General features: G+C 32.0%; 16 protein-coding genes. 6 read left to right on the forward strand and 10 right to left on the reverse strand.

What is annotated here, in order from left to right; translation table 11 throughout:
- Window positions 1–109 precede the first annotated feature (109 nt).
- Together CELLY_RS12835 and CELLY_RS12840 are read left to right on the forward strand one after the other, a co-directional pair.
- The gene (locus CELLY_RS12835; protein WP_013622110.1) at window positions 110–667 is read left to right on the forward strand and encodes a hypothetical protein; all 558 of its coding nucleotides are present in this window, start codon (window positions 110–112) and stop codon (window positions 665–667) included.
- Window positions 664–1,116 (forward strand): hypothetical protein, encoded by a 453-nt coding sequence (locus CELLY_RS12840; RefSeq protein WP_013622111.1) that lies wholly within the window; start codon window positions 664–666, stop codon window positions 1,114–1,116. Before CELLY_RS12835 ends, CELLY_RS12840 begins: the two co-directional genes overlap by 4 nt.
- Window positions 1,117–1,121: 5 nt before the next feature.
- Here the strand turns inward: CELLY_RS12840 and CELLY_RS12845 are convergent, their stop codons facing one another.
- Window positions 1,122–1,604 carry a CIA30 family protein gene (locus tag CELLY_RS12845; RefSeq protein ID WP_013622112.1) on the reverse strand — a complete coding sequence of 161 codons (483 nt, stop codon included), beginning with the start codon at window positions 1,602–1,604 and terminating at the stop codon, window positions 1,122–1,124.
- Window positions 1,605–1,710: 106 nt separating this feature from the next.
- Window positions 1,711–5,370, reverse strand: a complete 3,660-nt coding sequence (purL, locus tag CELLY_RS12850; protein ID WP_042257449.1) for a phosphoribosylformylglycinamidine synthase — start codon at window positions 5,368–5,370, stop codon at window positions 1,711–1,713.
- Window positions 5,371–6,052: 682 nt separating this feature from the next.
- On the opposite strand from purL, the gene CELLY_RS12855 reads away from it, so the two are divergent.
- A complete protein-coding gene (locus CELLY_RS12855; protein ID WP_013622114.1) occupies window positions 6,053–6,487 on the forward strand; it encodes a hypothetical protein in 435 nt (144 codons plus the stop codon).
- Between the two features lie 75 nt (window positions 6,488–6,562).
- On the opposite strand, the gene CELLY_RS12860 is transcribed toward CELLY_RS12855, so the two are convergent.
- A complete protein-coding gene (locus CELLY_RS12860) occupies window positions 6,563–7,774 on the reverse strand; it encodes an RsmB/NOP family class I SAM-dependent RNA methyltransferase (protein ID WP_013622115.1) in 1,212 nt (403 codons plus the stop codon).
- 281 nt (window positions 7,775–8,055) lie between these two features.
- Between CELLY_RS12860 and CELLY_RS12865 the strand changes: the two genes are divergently transcribed.
- Window positions 8,056–9,084 (forward strand): WD40/YVTN/BNR-like repeat-containing protein, encoded by a 1,029-nt coding sequence (locus CELLY_RS12865; protein WP_013622116.1) that lies wholly within the window; start codon window positions 8,056–8,058, stop codon window positions 9,082–9,084.
- 15 nt (window positions 9,085–9,099) lie between these two features.
- On the opposite strand, the gene CELLY_RS12870 is transcribed toward CELLY_RS12865, so the two are convergent.
- The 7 genes from CELLY_RS12870 to CELLY_RS12900 are packed head-to-tail and all read right to left on the reverse strand — an operon-like array spanning window position 9,100 to window position 15,767.
- Window positions 9,100–9,549, reverse strand: a complete 450-nt coding sequence (locus CELLY_RS12870; RefSeq protein WP_013622117.1) for a hypothetical protein — start codon at window positions 9,547–9,549, stop codon at window positions 9,100–9,102.
- Window positions 9,539–10,066: a hypothetical protein gene (locus CELLY_RS12875; RefSeq protein WP_013622118.1), complete on the reverse strand. Its 528-nt coding sequence runs from the start codon at window positions 10,064–10,066 to the stop codon at window positions 9,539–9,541. Before CELLY_RS12875 ends, CELLY_RS12870 begins: the two co-directional genes overlap by 11 nt.
- Window positions 10,067–10,099: 33 nt before the next feature.
- Entirely contained in the window at window positions 10,100–10,639 is a 540-nt protein-coding gene (locus CELLY_RS12880) for an RNA polymerase sigma factor (protein ID WP_013622119.1), read from the reverse strand.
- 52 nt (window positions 10,640–10,691) lie between these two features.
- Window positions 10,692–12,521, reverse strand: coding sequence for an ABC transporter ATP-binding protein (locus tag CELLY_RS12885; RefSeq protein ID WP_013622120.1), 1,830 nt, complete (start codon window positions 12,519–12,521; stop codon window positions 10,692–10,694).
- Complete coding sequence (locus tag CELLY_RS12890) at window positions 12,521–14,230, reverse strand: phospho-sugar mutase (protein ID WP_013622121.1); 1,710 nt, start codon at window positions 14,228–14,230, stop codon at window positions 12,521–12,523. Before CELLY_RS12890 ends, CELLY_RS12885 begins: the two co-directional genes overlap by 1 nt.
- Window positions 14,231–14,260: 30 nt before the next feature.
- On the reverse strand, window positions 14,261–15,211 hold the full coding sequence (locus CELLY_RS12895) for a glycosyltransferase family 2 protein (protein WP_013622122.1): 951 nt from the start codon (window positions 15,209–15,211) through the stop codon (window positions 14,261–14,263).
- Between the two features lie 37 nt (window positions 15,212–15,248).
- Entirely contained in the window at window positions 15,249–15,767 is a 519-nt protein-coding gene (locus CELLY_RS12900) for a DUF4199 domain-containing protein (protein ID WP_013622123.1), read from the reverse strand.
- 171 nt (window positions 15,768–15,938) lie between these two features.
- Between CELLY_RS12900 and CELLY_RS12905 the strand changes: the two genes are divergently transcribed.
- Together CELLY_RS12905 and CELLY_RS12910 are read left to right on the forward strand one after the other, a co-directional pair.
- Entirely contained in the window at window positions 15,939–16,190 is a 252-nt protein-coding gene (locus tag CELLY_RS12905; RefSeq protein WP_013622124.1) for a type B 50S ribosomal protein L31, read from the forward strand.
- Window positions 16,191–16,279: 89 nt separating this feature from the next.
- Window positions 16,280–17,455, forward strand: coding sequence for a GlmU family protein (locus CELLY_RS12910; RefSeq protein ID WP_013622125.1), 1,176 nt, complete (start codon window positions 16,280–16,282; stop codon window positions 17,453–17,455).
- Window positions 17,456–17,469 lie beyond the last annotated feature (14 nt).

The following is a 17,469-nucleotide window of genomic DNA, read 5'->3' on the forward strand; positions in this document are numbered from 1 at the left end:
TAGGTAAGTTACAAAATTCATTTCAACATAAATATCATCCTTCTTTATCCGTATTAAATGGTTATATACTTGTTATATTATTTATTTTTGCAACTTGAAAATTAATAGTATGATTAAGAAGCGTGTAAAACAGCTTACTTTTAGTTTAATTATCCTTTGTCATTTAGGTTTCTTGGCTGCAATTCTTTTTGAAAAGCAAAACAATTATTTAGTTTTTGGCTTTTTAATTTTAGCATTGGTTTTGTTGCTAGTAACTTATAAAAAGACACCAGTAAGTGCAAAAAGTCACACTTTTGAGCATTTTTTAACTGTTGCCTTTGTTTTTTTGGGAGCAATAATAACTTATGTATTGCACACAACCTTTAATTTCTCTACCGTTTTGGCAGCTTCAACAGTAGGTTTGCTTGTTAGTTTTGTTCCTAATTTAATTAAAAATAATACGGTAGTAAATACCATACCAACCGCTGTTTATTGCGGAGCGTTTGTGGGTATGACAAATGTTAGTGTAGCGCCAGATTATGTTTTTATAGCATTAGCAAGTGTATTTACAGGTTTACTTTTAGTAGGCTCTAAAGATAGTTTTCACGGAGTAGGAGGTAAGCTTGGTACATTGGCTTTTGGTGGTGTAGTATTGGCTTTTTTTATAACTTTTTTATTGTCAAAATGAAAATAGCACACTTTATAGTAATATTTGCAGGTAGTTTATCTGCTATACTAACTTATTTACTTCAATTTAAATACAAGCAAAGTGCTGTTAGAGCATCTGCATTGGTAGGTGTTTTTTCTGCTTTATTTGTTTTGTTGTTTCCAAATGTATTAACAAGTTATTTATCACAGAATTTACCATTGGTATGTTTTGGAGCTTCTTTTATAGGTATGGTATCTTCTAACCTTGTAAAGAGCTATTGGACAATAGGCGTATCTGGAACAATTTTCACAATACTTTTTTTAAATACGAGTAAATTGTTTACAGGCTTTGGAGGCGGATTAGGCTCTGCCGCTTGTATAGCTCTTTTGGTAACCTTGGCAATACCAATTGTAGTAAATAAAGGGAATGTAACAAACGGTTTTTTACAGCTAAAAAGACTAATAAATAAACGAAGCTTAAAAAAGTAAGATTGTTATTTTAAAGCAATACTTTTAAGTTCTAATTTAAAATCTTCAGCTTTTTTATTGCCTATTAAAAAGGCAATCTCATTAATGTTATCACCATTAAAATTAGGAATATCAACCTTATTTCCTCTAAACATTGCATACATATTACTTAGTTTAATTTCTATGGTTTGCCAATCTCCATTTGTTGTAAAAGGAGCAATAAACCAATGTTTTGTTGCTGTGTTTTCTTTTATTCTAATTTGATATGCTTTACCATCGCCTTTTAATGTAATACATATAGTAGTAAAATCTTTGCAATATGCAGTAGTGTGATGTTTAACCATTGCAAAACCACCATTATTTTTTAGCGATACGTAACCACTAAAAAGACCGATGTTATCTGTTGTAATTTCAAAATTACTTTTAGATACACCACCCATGACAGCATCTGTAATGGTATGCCATTCTTTTGAGTCTGTTGAAGAAGTGAAGTCGGTAATAGTTTTCATATGGATTAATGAGTTTTGCAGTGTGAAGATAAGTTGTTTTATCAAGCATAAAAAATCCCGTTTCAACTAAGAAACGGGATTTTACTTTATGATTTAAAAAGAAATATTATCCTTTTTGTTTTAAGATCCACTCTCTGGCATTTGTAAATGCTTCTAACCAAGGCGTAACATCATCCTTACGGTCTGTTGGGTAATTTGCCCAGTTCCATTGGAAGGTAGAACGCTCTATGTGTGGCATTGTTACTAGGTGTCTTCCTGTTTTGTCACACAACATAGCAGTATTAAAATCACTACCGTTTGGATTTGCAGGGTAACCTTCATAACCATAGGTAGAAACAATATTGTAGTCTTCTTTATTTTGTGGTAAGCTAAATTTACCTTCGCCATGACTAATCCAAACGCCCAATGTAGTACCCGCTAAAGTAGAAAGCATTACAGAATTGTTTTCTTCAATTTTAACAGAGGTAAAGTTGCTCTCGTGTTTATGAGAATCGTTATATGTCATTTTTCCGTGTTGCTCGTGCTCAGGGTTAATAAGTTCTAACTCCATAAATAACTGGCAACCGTTACAAATACCAACAGATAAAGTGTCTTCTCTTTTAAAGAAGTCGTTTATTACTTTATTGGCTTTTTCATTGTATTTGATTGCGCCAGCCCAACCTTTTGCACTACCAAGTACATCTGAGTTAGAGAAACCACCAACGGCTCCTAAAAACTGAATATCTTCTAAGGTTTCACGTCCCGATATTAAATCGGTCATATGCACATCTTTTACATCAAAACCGGCTAAATAAATTGCATTTGCCATTTCACGCTCAGAGTTGCTTCCTTTTTCGCGTAAAATAGCTGCTTTTGGTCTTTCTCCGTTTATTACAGGTAATTTACCTGTAAAATTAGCAGGGAAAGTATATTGTAAAGGCTGGTTTTTATAATTATCAAACCTGTCTTTTGCTAAATTATTAGCCGTTTGTTTATTGTCTAATAAGTATGACGTTTTGCTCCACGTATCTCTTAACGATGTTACGTTTAAGCCCATTTCCATACCATTATTTTTTATGGTTAACGTAGCTTCTTCAACCACAGTACCAATTTTAATAGCAGTTACACCAGCATTAGCAAATAACGTTTCTACACTTGCATCTGCCTGAAAAACAACACCAGCATTTTCAGCAAATAATAATTTAATAGTGTCTTGTTCACCTAAAGCAGATAAGTCTAAGTTGGCACCCAAATTAACATCAGCAAAACACATTTCTAGTAGAGTTGTAATTAAACCGCCAGAGGCAACATCATGTCCTGCGTTAATTTTATCAGCTTTAATAGCGTCTTGTAGTGTGTTAAATACTGTTTTTACATAAGCAGCATCGGTAATATTTGGAGTGCTATTTCCTATTTTATTTTGTGTTTGCGCAAAAGAAGAACCACCTAGTTTAAAGCTGTCTTTAGATAAATTTATATAGTAAATAGCATTACTATTTTTCTGTAAAACAGGTTCTACTACTTGGTTTATATTATTACAATTTGCAGCAGCAGAAATAATTACTGTACCAGGAGATATAACTTCTTCATCTTTATATTTTTGCTTCATAGAAAGCGAATCTTTACCTGTTGGTACGTTAATACCTAGGGCAATACTAAAATTAGATACAGCTTCTACAGCTTCATACAAACGGGCATCTTCACCTTCGTTTTTACAAGGCCACATCCAGTTGGCAGATAAAGAAACGGATTTTAAGCCATCTTTTAAAGGAGCCCAAACAATATTAGTTAATGCTTCTGTAATACTATTTTTACTACCTGCAGCAGGGTTTATTAAACCAGAAATAGGAGAGTGCCCTATAGAGGTTGCTATACCTTCTTTACCTTTAAAATCTAATGCCATTACACCACAGTTGTTTAGTGGCAATTGTAGTGGGCCTGCACATTGTTGTTTGGCAACACGGCCACCAACACAACGGTCTACTTTATTTGTTAACCAATCTTTAGAACCAACAGCCTCTAACTGTAAAACTTGCTCTAAATAATCATGAAAAAACTCTAATGAGTAATTAGGATCTTGGTAGTTGCGAGTTACAGTAGTATCTGTCATTATAGTTTTAGGAGAACTACCAAACATATCTTCCAAAGCCAAGTCCATAGGTTTTTCTCCTGTGGTTTTAGACTCAAAAGTAAATCTATGGTTGTTTGTAACTTCACCAACCTCGTACATAGGAGAACGTTCACGTTCTGCAATACGTTCTAGCAAGCCCATATCATCTTTACCAATAACAAGTCCCATACGTTCTTGTGACTCATTACCTATAATTTCTTTAGCAGAAAGTGTTGGGTCGCCAACAGGTAATTTATCTAAATCTATATGTCCGCCTGTATCTTCAACAAGTTCAGACAAGCAGTTTAAGTGTCCGCCAGCACCATGGTCATGTATAGAAACTATTGGGTTTTCATTACTTTCTACCAAACCACGTATGGCATTTGCTGCTCTTTTTTGCATTTCTGGGTTAGAACGTTGCACTGCATTTAGTTCAATACCAGAAGCAAATTCTCCTGTGTCTGCACTAGATACAGCAGCGCCACCCATACCAATACGGTAATTGTCTCCACCAAGAATTACTATTTTGTTACCATCTTTAGGTTCATCTTTTAAAGCTTGGGTATGTTTACCATAACCAATACCACCAGCTTGCATAATAACTTTATCAAACCCAAGTTTACGAGCATCTTCTTGATGCTCAAAAGTTAAAACAGAACCAGTAATTAATGGTTGCCCAAATTTGTTTCCAAAATCTGATGCTCCGTTAGATGCTTTTATTAAAATATCCATTGGTGTTTGGTACAACCAAGGACGTTCTTCCATTGCTTTTTCCCAAGGCCTGTTTTCTTCTAGCCTAGAGTAAGATGTCATATAAACCGCGGTCCCAGCTAAAGGTAAAGAACCTTTTCCGCCAGCTAACCTGTCTCTAATTTCACCTCCAGAACCAGTAGCAGCACCATTAAAAGGCTCTACGGTAGTAGGGAAATTGTGAGTTTCTGCTTTTAATGATATAACAGAATTAAATTCTTCTTCAGTATAAAAATCTGGTTTATCTGCTGTTTTAGGAGCAAATTGTGTTACCGTTGGGCCTTTAATAAAAGCAACATTATCTTTATAAGCAGATACAATTGTACCTGGGTTTTCTTGAGATGTTTTCTTTATTAACTTAAATAGAGAAGAAGGTTTTTCTTGTCCGTCTATTACAAATGTGCCGTTAAAAATTTTATGTCTACAGTGTTCAGAGTTTACTTGACTAAAACCAAAAACTTCAGAATCTGTTAATTTTCTTCCAATTTTAGTAGCTACGCTTTCTAAATATTCAATTTCTTCGTTGCTTAATGCTAAGCCTTCTTGTTGGTTATAGGCTGCAATATCATCAATAGGTAAAACTTCTTCTGGTGTAATAGCTATTGTAAAAATATCTTGAGTTAAAGCAGTATATTTTTGAGATATCATTGGATCAAAATCTTTTGCCTCTGCTGTAGATGCAAAAAATTCTTCAATTCTTATAATGCCCTTTATACCCATATTCTGGGTAATTTCAGTAGCGTTGGTACTCCAAGGAGTAATCATTGCTGCTCTTGGGCCAACAAAAAAGGCGTCAAGAGACGCCGCATTTATTTTAGGATTGTTGCCAAAAAGCCATATTAATTTAGAAATATCTTCTTGTGTAAGATTATTTTTGGTTTCTACAGCAAAAACTTTGCTGGTTTGGTCTCCGAAAAAGTGAATCATTGTAGCTCTTGTGTTGTTTTGTTTAACAAGCCACAAATTTACACTTTTTAAGTGTAAATTTTCACAAGAATAGTTAACAGTTTTTAGTGGTGATTGTTAATTTCTTCTATCTCTAGTTTGCGTTTTATTCTTTAATAAAGAAATGACTAGTTTGTGTTTAAAAGAATCTAAAATGAAAAAGAGTCTTGTCGGCAAAAACAAGACTCTTTTTACGAGAACACTATATGAAAATGAAAAATTTATTCTGACTAATTATACTGCTAATGTATTACCAATATCTAGTTTTATAAATTATATGTTGTAAACTATTGTATAGTTGTTGTTTGTTAAGCAATTTATGTTGTGATGTTTTTTTATTGGTATTTGGATCTTAGTAAAGCGCTGTTTTTTAATTGTTTATAAATAAAAAAGAGTCTTGTTGGCAAAAACAAGACTCTTTTTACGAGAACACTATATGAAAATGAAAAATTTATTCTGACTAATTATACTGCTAATGTATTACCAATATCTAGTTTTATAAATTATATGTTGTAAACCATTGTATAGTTGTTGTTTGTTAAGCAACTTATGTGGTAGATAATTTTTTTTGAAAAATAAAGTAGGGTTTTTTTAGTGTTGATTGTTTTAAGAGTGTATTGCAGCATTATTAATGGTTGTAATAACATTTTAAAAACCAAATTTTATGAAAAAAGTACATTTTTTATTTACAGCAATTTTAATGACAGTAACATTTACTGTGGTAGGGCAAGAGAAAGAAGTTACAGAAAAAGAAAAACTATCTTACTATGAACAAAGAGCTAAAGAAGATGCCGCTTATGAACAGTCTACAGAAATAGCTGTAGAAGATGAGGAAGAATTTTGGGAAGACCAAAAGGCATATGAGAAAAACTTAAAGAAAAGAGATAGAAAGGCTTATAGAGCGTATATGAAGGGTAAGAGAGATGCGTATGCAGAACACGCTGCACATTGTGATTCTCACTGTCATCATAGTGACCATTACCACAGTCATGCTACGTTTTACTATAGCTATAATAATTACAGAAGAGCTCCAAGACGCTCAACTGTAGTAAGGACTAATGTTGGCGTTAGAGTACCTAGCGTTAGGATTGGATTATAATTGATAATTTGTATTTGGGAACGAAAAAGTCGGCTGGTTAGAGCCGACTTTTTTTATGTTGTATTGTTAGGCGTATTATTTTTTTTCTAATAAAGTCATATAAAAACCATCATAACCAGAGTCAGATGCATAAACTTTATTTTCTTTAACAAGGGTAAAATCTTTACCTGCTTCTGAGGCTAAAAATGCTATAATTTGGTCGTTGTTTTCTTGTGGTAAAATAGAACAAGTGGCATATACCAGTTTACCTCCAGATTTTACTATTCTACTATAGCTTTGTAAAATTTCTTGTTGTGTTTTTGTAATCTTATCTAAAAACTCTGGTTGTAATTTCCATTTAGCATCTGGATTACGTTTTAGTACACCAAGACCAGTACAAGGAGCATCAATTAACACTCGGTCTGCACTGTTGTACAGTTTTTTTATTACTTTGGTAGAGTCTATTTCTCTAGTTTCAATATTGTGTGCACCATCTCTTTTTGCACGTCTTTTTAATTCTTTTAATTTATTGCCATAAATATCTAAAGCAATTAATTGCCCTTTGTTTTCCATTAAAGCAGCAATGTGCAATGTTTTTCCTCCTGCACCAGCACAAGTATCTACTACACGCTGCCCAGGTTTAACATCTAAAAAGTGACCAACTAATTGTGAAGACGCATCTTGCATCTCAAACATTCCTTTTTTAAACGCTTCTGTTCTAAAAACATTAGCTCTTTCTGTAAGTGTTAAAGCATCTGGATATCCTTTTATAGGATTGGCAACTATATTTTCTTCTAATAAAGCTTTTTGTAAGTTGGCCTTTGTTGTTTTTAAAGTATTTACTCTTAAAACTACTTCGGCTTGTTTATTTAAAGCGTTAATTTCTTTTGTCCATTTTTTATCACCTAAAGCTTTTTCTCCAACTTCATCAATCCAATCTGGTATAGATTCTTTAAATTTTCTAATTTTAGACAATTCATCAAATCTTCCTTTAATTCTTCTTGTAGGTGTTGGTTCAATTTGTTTCCAGTCTGGCAATTCTATGCCTTTTAAAACAGCCCAAACAGCCCAAATTCTAAACAGGTTAGGTCTGCTATATGGAGCTTTTACTTCGGCAATTTCTGTATATAATCTTTTCCAGCGTACAATTTCATACGTGGTTTCTGCAATAAAACCACGATCTCTAGATCCCCAACGTTTATCAAATTTTAAAACTTTTTCTACAACCTTATCTGCATATTCATCTTCATTAAAAATAAGGTTAAGTGCGTCTATTACCGCAAATACTAAGTTTCTGTGTAACTTCATTTTTACTTTTTATTGTTTTTATTTTCTAGGAGTTTTTATGTAAAACTTTAAACTAGAATTTATATAAGTTTTAAATTTATGTTGTGTAATTTTTAAAAAGATAAAACACTAACAATTAGTTTAAAAAAAATATGGCTGCAAAGGTATTGTTTTAGAAAGGAATACACTTATTTTTGATGAAATATATATGTGTAAATAGCTATTTTAGGCTGTATCTACGTATTTAAATAGTAAATACTTATAATGTAAAGTATTTGTAGAATACACAAAATTAGAAGAAAATGAAGAAATTAGTAGTGGCAATTTGTGCTTTAGCTCTTTTTGCTTGTGAACAAAAAAATGAGGTTAAACCTTTTACCTCTGTTGTAGTAAAAGACGTTTACACTAAAAATGTAAGTATTAGAGCTATTGAGGTTTTAGATGGTAGTGTAGGTTTTGCGGGTAACAATGGTGTTTTTGGCTCTGTAGATTTAAAAACAAATAAGGTAATAACCAATGTGCAAAAATACGATACTATTTTACCTGAGTTTAGAGCTGTTGGTACAACTGGAGCAGATTTTTTTATGTTATCTGTAACTAACCCAGCTTTATTATATAAAACAGGTGAAAACGGAAAAATGGAATTGGTTTATACCGAAAAAGGTGATGGCGTTTTTTATGATGCAATTAACTTTTGGAACTCTAAAGAAGGTATTGCGGTTGGCGATAGTGTAGATGGTTGCTTATCTGTTATTGTTACTAGAGATGGTGGTAATAGTTGGAATAAGATTGCGTGTAATAATTTACCTGAAGGTATTGCTGGTGAAGGTGCTTTTGCAGCAAGTAATACCAACATTAAAATTGTAGGAGATAAAACTTGGATAGCTACCACTAAAGGTCGTGTTTTTTACTCTGCAGATAAAGGAACTACTTGGGATGTATTTAGTGTACCAATGACAGGTTTGGGAGAAACACACGGAATTTTTTCTTTAGATTTTTATAACGAAAATTTAGGTTTTGCTATTGGAGGAGATTTTACAAAGCCAGAACAAAACATTAAAAATAAAGCAATAACCACAGATGGTGGTGTAACCTGGAGTTTAGTTGCAGATGGCAAAGAACCAGATTATAAAAGTTGTGTGCAATTTGTGCCAGAGCGCAATGGTAATGAACTAGTAGCTGTAGGTTTTACAGGTATTGCATATTCTAGTGATAAAGGACAGACGTGGAAAGAGTTGTCTAAAGAAGGTTTTTACACCATTAGGTTTGTAAATGATACCCTTGCTTATGCAGCAGGTAAAGACCGCATATCTAAATTAATTTTTAAATAATAAAAAAAGGAAAACTTATTGCTTTCCTTTTTTATGTTTGTCCCTGTATTCACGTATTAGTCTGCGTTTAAAGTCTTCTTCTAAACGAGCAAGTTTGTATGTTTTTCTGTAGTTTAATACTTTGCTTATTTTAGCATAATATGTTTTGGTAATGTCTACTTTTTCTTTTTCAAACTCTATGTAAGTTTCTAGTAAATGTTTAGAGTCTTCTTCAGATAAATTGTTGTAGTCATATTTTCTTTTTAAGTTTCGCCTGTCATCATATAGTTTATGAAGTTCTTTTTCAAACTCATCATAAATAGGCCAAAAACTTTTAGCTTCATTGCTAGATAGTTCTAATTGCTCTGTAAAAAAAGCAACCTTTAAAGATTTAATTTTTTCCCAGTCGTTTCTTTGTCCATAGAAAAACGTAGTTCCTATAAAGAAAACTAGAATAGTTATTAATGTTTGGATTTTATTTTTCATCTTCATCTAAATAAATACCTTGTATGTCTATACCATTGTTAGACTCCAAATAGTTCATAATTTCATCTTCGTTAATTTCACTTTCTGTAACGTCAGACACATTAATATCATCTATTGATATTATTTGTGCTAGGTCGTAGGTAGGGAAATCAATATCATTTTCATCAAAATAGCTTTCAATATCTGAGGCAGCTATGTCTTGAAAAGATATAGGGGTAGAACTGTTGTTAAAAACTACTGCAGCAATTAAAATAGCTACTACCGCAGCAATGCTAGATGTTGCGTATAATCTCTTTTTAAAAGAACTTAGTTTTATAACCTTAGGTTCTGTTTTTTGGTTTAGTTTGGTTTGTATATTTTGGTGTATACTGTCAAAATAATTATCTGGTACTGTAAAGCCTTCTTTTTTAGGAATAGCGCTTTGTTCCTGAGCAATAGTATTGTTCAGTTTTTCAGAGAAATTATCTAAATAAGACTCTGGCATTTTAAATCCGCTATTTTTTGGTAGGCTTTTCATACTTATTCTTTGACTGTCAATACTCTAAATGGTTTAATTACTTTTTAAATAATTTTCAATTTTTTTTGCTGCTTGATGGTAAGATGCCTTTAAACCACCAACAGAAGTGCCTAGTATCTCTGATATTTCTTCGTATTTTAATTCGTCAAAATATTTCATATTAAATACTAATTTTTGCTTTTCTGGTAATGTGCTAATTGCTTTTTGTAGTTTTAATTGTATTTCGTCACCTTCAAAATAAACATCAGATTGCAAGTTCTCTAATAGTAAATCTTGTAATTCGTGGCTTGTAACACCAAGCATTTTAGATTTTGTTTTTAAAAAAGATAAGGATTCATTAGTAGCAATACGGTATATCCAAGAAAACAGTTTGCTTTCGCCTTTGAACTTATCAATATTTCTATACACTTTTATAAATGTATTTTGTAGCACATCATCTGCATCATCATGGTTAAGTACAATTTTACGTATGTGCCAATATAACCTTTCTTTATAGGTATCAACAAGAACCTCAAAAGCTTTTGCTTGAGAGTTTTTTTCTTTTAGTTGATGTACTAAAGTTTCTTCGGTCATCAATAGTGTACTATTTGTGTATTTGACTTAATTTATACAAAAAGGTTTAATACTAAACGTCAAATGATTGCATATCTACTAATTTTTTATAGACGTTGTTGTTGTTTATTAGCTGTGTATGTGTGCCTTGCTCTACAATTTCTCCTTTTTGTAACACTACAATTGTGTCTGCACTTTGTATGGTAGACAACCTGTGAGCAATTACAATAGAGGTTCTGTTTTGCATCATTTTTTCTAATGCGTCTTGTACCAAACGCTCGCTCTCTGTGTCTAAAGCAGAGGTAGCCTCATCTAAAATCATTATTGGAGGATTTTTAAGTACTGCACGTGCAATAGATAAACGTTGTTTTTGTCCGCCACTTAGTTTATTTCCGCTATCACCAATGTTAGTGTCATAACCATTTGGCTGTTCCATTATAAAGTCGTGTGCGTTTGCAATTTTTGCAGCTTCAATAATTTCTTCTTCAGTTGCATTTGTTTTACCTAATGCAATATTATTTTTAATGGTGTCATTAAACAAAATAGAATCTTGTGTAACTAAGCCCATTAAATCTCTAAGTGACTTTTTAGTAAGGTCTTTTATGTTGTCATCATCTATAGCAATTTCGCCTTCGTTAACATCATAAAAACGTGTAACTAGGTTTGCAATGGTACTTTTACCGCTACCAGACTGACCAACAAGTGCTACGGTTTTTCCTTTGTTAACTGATAAGTTAAAGTTTTTAAGCACGTAATCATCCTCGTACTTAAAAGATATATTTTTTAGGGTTATGTTTTTATTAAACGCTTCCTTAGCAATTGCGTTTTCTTTTTCAGCAATAGGATTTTTAGTCTCTAAAATCTCTAATACACGCTCTGCCGCAGCATTACCTTTTTTAACACCGTATGATGCTTTACTTATAGCTTTTGCAGGAGTAAGTATTTGGTACGCAAGTCCCATATAGGTAATAAAAAGTTCTGGTTCTATACTTTTTTCAACCAAAACCATTTGTCCGCCATACCAAAGTAAAATGCCAATTACACCAATGCCTAAAAACTCACTAGCGGGTGAAGCTAAGTTTTGTCTGTTTAATAGGCTATTAGAGAATTTAAAAAATCTGTTGGTTGATTTTTGAAACGTACCTGCAAAAGTTTGTTCTGCATTAAATGCTTTTATTACGCGTAAGCCCCCTAAGGTTTCTTCTAAAATTGATAAAAATGTACCTTGTTCTTTCTGTACTTTATCAGATTTCTTTTTTAACGATTTACCAATTAATGAAATAATAAAACCAGAAATAGGAAGAAAAATAAATACAAAAATTGTTAGTTGGGCGCTAAAGGCAACCATCATTGCAATGGTAAAAATAATAGTAAGTGGCTCTCTAACTGCTAATTCTAAAACAGATAAAAAAGAGTGTTGAATTTCTAAAACATCAGAAGTTATACGTGCAATAGTATCTCCTTTTCTTTTTTCAGAATAATAAGATATTGGTAGTTCTACAGTTTTGTTATATAAAGCATTTCTTAAATCTTTTAAAACACCGTTTCTTAAAAAAGCGATAAAATACATAGCTAAATAGCCAAATAAGTTTTTTAAGAAAAACATACCTATAACCAAACCAACCATTAACATTAAAGCGTCTCCTTGGTTACCGCTGCCAACATTTTGCGTAATGTAATAGTTTAAATAATTTATTGTGTAATCTTTAATTTCTGTGATACTCGTCCACTCTGGAGCAACAGTAATAGATTCTGTTTGCCCAAATAATACAGATAGCATAGGAAATAAAGATACCATTGCTAGCGTGCTAAATAAAGCGTAAAAGATATTAGAAATTATGTTTAGTATTGCGTACGTTTTATAAGGCTTTGCATATACTAGTATTTTTTGAAAATATTTCATTAATTTAAATTCAGTTCTTTTAGAATTCTGTTTATTTTTTCTTCTAACTGTTTGTTTGCAACAGAAAAGTCTTCCGCTTTTTCTAAATTGGTATTTACACTAAAATAGAATTTTATTTTAGGCTCTGTACCACTTGGTCTTGCAGCCATTTTTGTTCCATCTTCTGCAATGTATATTAGTACATTAGATTTAGGAATGTTAATTTCTTTTTCTTCTCCTGTAATTACATTTTTTGCTGTAGATGTGTTGTAGTCTTCTATCCATTCTACTTTAGAACCATCTATAGTAGTAACAGGATTGTCTTTAAAATCTACCATCATTTGTTTAATCTCTTCAGCACCAGAAGCGCCTTTTTTGGTTAAAGAGACTAACTTTTCTTTGTAGAAACCACAATCAACATAAGTAGCTATTAAATCTTGATAAAAAGAGCTACCGTTTGCTTTTGCGTTTGCGCCAATTTCACAAGCCAATAGGGTAGAGGTAACCGCGTCTTTATCTCTAACAAAGTCACCAACCATAAAACCAAAACTTTCTTCTCCACCACCAACAAAATATTGGTTAGGTGCGTCTTTTATCATTTTAGCTATCCATTTAAAGCCTGTTAAAGCAGTTTTGCATTCTACTTTATATAAATCTGCCAACTTGTTCATCATTGGTGTAGAAACAATAGTAGAACCAATAAACTCATCTCCAGTAAACCCTTTTTGTTTGCGTTGTTCTAAAAGAAATTTAGTCATTAAAACCATAGTTTGGTTTCCGTTTAGCAGTTCTAGTTTACCTTCTAAATTACGAACAGCAATACCTAGTCTGTCACAATCTGGATCTGTACCAATAACCATATCAGCACCAATTTCCTCAGCTTTTTTTATGGCCATAGACAATGCTTCTGGTTCTTCTGGGTTAGGAGAAACAACCGTAGGAAAATCACCATCTGGTTTAGCTTGCTCTTCAATAATGGTTACATTTTTATAACCAGCACGCTTTAAAACTTCTGGCACAGCAGTTATAGACGTACCGTGTAAAGAAGTGAAAACAATTTTAAAGTTGTCCTTATCTTTTGCATTAAAACTACCATTTTTTACAGATGCACTTAAAAAAGCTTCATCTACTTCTGTGTCAATTAACTCAATTTTAGTTTCATTAGCATTAAAGTTAATTTCACTAAAATCTAACTTATTTATTTCTGCAATAATTTCTTTATCTTGTGGAGGTACAATTTGTCCGCCATCTGTCCAGTATACTTTGTAACCGTTATATTCTGGCGGATTATGAGAAGCTGTTAGCACAATACCAACGTGGCAGTTTAAATGTTTAACAGCAAAAGATAAAGCAGGAGTGGTTCTTAATTCAGAAAATAAATAGACTTGTATATCATTTGCAGAAAATACCTCTGCAACGGTTTTGGCAAGTGTATCACTATTGTGTCTACAATCGTAAGCTATAACAACTTTTAAATCTTCATTAGGGTATACTTTTTTTAAATAGTTGCTTATACCTTGTGTGTTTTTCCCTAATGTGTATTTGTTAATACGGTTAGTACCAACTCCCATTACGCCTCGCATACCACCAGTACCAAACTCTAGGTTTTTATAAAAACTATCGTTTAATTCTTCTGTGTTGTTATTTATTAAATGCTCTACTTTTGTTTTAGTATCTGAATCAAAAGTAGCCGTTAGCCAAGTTTTTGCTGTGTCTAAAATAGAACTCATTTTTAATGGTTTTAAGTGGTAAAATATATTTTAGTTGATATTTAATTTTTCAGAAATAGAATATCTTGTTTCATTTTTTTTAGATCGTACAATTATTTCTCCTATAAAGCCGGCTAAAAATAACTGACTACCCATAACCATAGCGGTTAAGGCAATGTAAAATTGTGGTCGTTCTGTAATTAATCTGCCAAATCTATTAAGAAAAAGTTTATCTATACCTAAATAAAGTGCAAATCCAAACCCAATAATAAACATTAGAGCGCCTAAAGCACCAAACAAGTGCATTGGTCTTTTTCCAAATTTAGATAAAAACCAAATAGTAATTAAATCTAAAAAACCATTTATAAAACGTTCCATACCAAATTTAGTACTTCCGTATTTACGTGCTTGGTGTTGCACAACTTTTTCATCAATTTTAGTAAAACCTGCATTTTTAGCAAGTACAGGAATATAACGATGCATTTCTCCAGAAACTTCTATGTTTTTAACTACCTCTTTTTTATAGGCTTTTAATCCACAATTAAAATCGTGCAGTTTAACACCAGATGTTTTTTGTGCTGCCCAGTTAAATAATTTAGAGGGTAAGTTTTTAGCAATTACAGAGTCGTAACGCTTTTTTTTCCAACCAGAGATAAGATCAAAACCATCTTTAACAATAAGGTTGTAAAGTTCAGGAATTTCTTCTGGATTGTCTTGCAAATCAGCATCCATAGTAATTATAACATCACCTTTTACAGCTTTAAAACCTGCATGTAATGCTTGTGATTTACCAAAGTTTTTTAAAAAACGTATGCCTTTTACATTAGTATTTGCAGCAGAAAGTTCTGAAATAATCTTCCAAGAATTGTCTGTACTACCATCGTCTATAAAAAGTATTTCATATAAAAAATGATTGGATTGCATTACGGATACAATCCAATCATGTAGTTCTTTTAAAGATTCTTCCTCGTTTAAAAGAGGAATAACAATAGATAAATTCATAAGGTACTCTTGAAAATATATTCAAAAGTACAAATTCCTAAATTGTTTCTTGCTTTTTTATTAAGAATGCAGGAATTAATGAAAGTAGAAACCCTGCAACTATACTATAAAGAAGACCAAATAAGATCTGCATTACAGGGGTTTGAAAAGGTTTAGACATTTCTATATTAGCTTCTATTTGTTCCATAGATAAACCAGATTCTAAAAGCATTCCTTTTTGATATTCAGTTGCTTTAGCCATAAAATCAGGGTCTATTACACCTGCAAGTATTTGGTTAAATATTACGCCTATTATGCCACCTATTAAGCTAATACCTACACCTACTTTTAAAGCTTGACCTACAGATATGAATCCTCCGTTATCTTTTTTAAATTGTACCATACCTATTATGATAAAAGCTAAAGACAATAGAACACTAATTAAAAATACCATTGCGCCTCCTTGGTAATGCATATCTAGTGAAAATAACATTAGTACAAAGGCAATACTAATACCGCCTAGCATTAAACCATATTTTAAAGCATATTTCCCTGTTTTTGGTGTATTCTCTTCCATTTTAATTTTTGTTTTTTGGTTGTTATATTATAAGTATTCATTTTATTAATTTTGTTACAGAAAAAAACGAGTTATTTTTTTATTATTTTTTTTACTTTAATATTGTGGTTTTCATAAAAAAGCGTATTTTTGCACCGCTAAATTTATTTAGAAGAATTAAAGTTTTAAAAAATGAGAAAAGGTATACACCCAGAGAATTATAGATTAGTAGCGTTTAAAGATATGTCTAACGATGAAGTATTTTTAACTAAATCTACAGCAAATACAAAAGAAACATTAGAGGTTGATGGTGTTGAATACCCATTAGTAAAATTAGAAATCTCTAGAACATCACACCCATTTTACACAGGTAAAGCTAAATTAGTAGATACTGCTGGGCGTATTGATAAATTTAAGAACAAATACAAGAAATTTTCAAAGTAATAATTTCTTTACAATAATATTTAAAAAGTCACTTTTCAATTAGTTTTGAAACGTGACTTTTTTAGTTTAATACAAAATACTTTAGTCTTATGAATTATATTTTATTTGATGGTGCTGCAAGAACAGCTTTGTTGCCTTTTACTTATACTAGACCTGTTGCAGAAATTAGAATAGGAATACTTACTATTAGAGAAAAATGGGAAAAGTTTTTAGGGAGCACTACAAGTACAATAACAGAAGACTATTTAAGTGATAAGTTTCCAATGGTAGAGTTAGAGGAAAATGTAATGATTAATTCTTCATACTTGCCAAACTCTAGTTTGGTTGCTTTAATAGAAAACTTAAAAGAAAACCAAGTCATATATCATAAAGATAATATTGTTGCTTTTTTTGCAAAAGAAGCGCAGGAAGAAGTAGATTTTAATTCTTATGAAGAAATCTTTTTTGAGGAAGACGTACTAACTGTTGAAAAAACTTGGGATATCTTTTCTAAAAATGAAGCTGCTTTACAAGCAGATTTTGATTTGGTAACTGCTGGCAGAAAAAGTGCTGCAATATCTAAAACTAATACACTTATAAACCCCGATAATATTTTTATTGAAGAAGGTGCAAAAGTGGAGTATTGTATGCTAAATGCAACAAAAGGACCTATTTACGTAGGTAAAGATGCTGAAATTTGGGAAGGCGCTATGGTACGTGGTCCGTTGGCATTGTGCAACAATGCAGTAATAAAAATGGGAGCTAAAATATACGGAGCAACAACTATTGGGCCTTACGGTAAAGTTTGTGGTGAGGTTAGTAACTCTGTTATTTTTGGCTACTCTAGTAAAGGTCATGAGGGGTATTTAGGAAACTCTGTTTTGGGAGAATGGTGTAATATTGGTGCAGATTCTAACAACTCTAACTTAAAAAATAATTATGCTAAGGTTAGACTTTGGAATTATGATAGCGAAAGCTTTGAGCAAACTGGCTTACAGTTTTGTGGCTTAATGATGGGTGACCACAGTAAAAGTGCTATAAATACAATGTTTAATACAGGTACAGTAGTTGGTGTAAATGTAAATATTTATGTGCCTGGTTTCCCTAGAAATTTTGTTCCTAGTTTTAGTTGGGGTGGTGCATCTGGTTTTACAACATACGGTACTAAAAAAGCTTTTGAAACTGCTAAAATTATGATGGCAAGGCGTAATGTTGAGTTTACTGCAGAAGATGAAGCTATCTTGACTCACGTTTTTGAAGAAACAAAAAAATGGAGAAAAGATTAAAAAATAATTAAGAA

The organism is Cellulophaga lytica DSM 7489, assembly GCF_000190595.1.
In the GTDB taxonomy this organism is placed as follows: domain Bacteria; phylum Bacteroidota; class Bacteroidia; order Flavobacteriales; family Flavobacteriaceae; genus Cellulophaga; species Cellulophaga lytica.

Excerpts from the sequence above, each read along its gene's own strand:
- CELLY_RS12835 (WP_013622110.1), top strand. The coding sequence starts at position 110 with ATGATTAAGAAGCGTGTAAAACAGCTTACTTTTAGTTTAATTATCCTT.
- CELLY_RS12840 (WP_013622111.1), top strand. The coding sequence starts at position 664 with ATGAAAATAGCACACTTTATAGTAATATTTGCAGGTAGTTTATCTGCT.
- CELLY_RS12845 (WP_013622112.1), bottom strand. The coding sequence starts at position 1,604 with ATGAAAACTATTACCGACTTCACTTCTTCAACAGACTCAAAAGAATGG.
- purL (WP_042257449.1), bottom strand. The coding sequence starts at position 5,370 with ATGATTCACTTTTTCGGAGACCAAACCAGCAAAGTTTTTGCTGTAGAA.
- CELLY_RS12855 (WP_013622114.1), top strand. The coding sequence starts at position 6,053 with ATGAAAAAAGTACATTTTTTATTTACAGCAATTTTAATGACAGTAACA.
- CELLY_RS12860 (WP_013622115.1), bottom strand. The coding sequence starts at position 7,774 with ATGAAGTTACACAGAAACTTAGTATTTGCGGTAATAGACGCACTTAAC.
- CELLY_RS12865 (WP_013622116.1), top strand. The coding sequence starts at position 8,056 with ATGAAGAAATTAGTAGTGGCAATTTGTGCTTTAGCTCTTTTTGCTTGT.
- CELLY_RS12870 (WP_013622117.1), bottom strand. The coding sequence starts at position 9,549 with ATGAAAAATAAAATCCAAACATTAATAACTATTCTAGTTTTCTTTATA.
- CELLY_RS12875 (WP_013622118.1), bottom strand. The coding sequence starts at position 10,066 with ATGAAAAGCCTACCAAAAAATAGCGGATTTAAAATGCCAGAGTCTTAT.
- CELLY_RS12880 (WP_013622119.1), bottom strand. The coding sequence starts at position 10,639 with ATGACCGAAGAAACTTTAGTACATCAACTAAAAGAAAAAAACTCTCAA.
- CELLY_RS12885 (WP_013622120.1), bottom strand. The coding sequence starts at position 12,521 with ATGAAATATTTTCAAAAAATACTAGTATATGCAAAGCCTTATAAAACG.
- CELLY_RS12890 (WP_013622121.1), bottom strand. The coding sequence starts at position 14,230 with ATGAGTTCTATTTTAGACACAGCAAAAACTTGGCTAACGGCTACTTTT.
- CELLY_RS12895 (WP_013622122.1), bottom strand. The coding sequence starts at position 15,211 with ATGAATTTATCTATTGTTATTCCTCTTTTAAACGAGGAAGAATCTTTA.
- CELLY_RS12900 (WP_013622123.1), bottom strand. The coding sequence starts at position 15,767 with ATGGAAGAGAATACACCAAAAACAGGGAAATATGCTTTAAAATATGGT.
- CELLY_RS12905 (WP_013622124.1), top strand. The coding sequence starts at position 15,939 with ATGAGAAAAGGTATACACCCAGAGAATTATAGATTAGTAGCGTTTAAA.
- CELLY_RS12910 (WP_013622125.1), top strand. The coding sequence starts at position 16,280 with ATGAATTATATTTTATTTGATGGTGCTGCAAGAACAGCTTTGTTGCCT.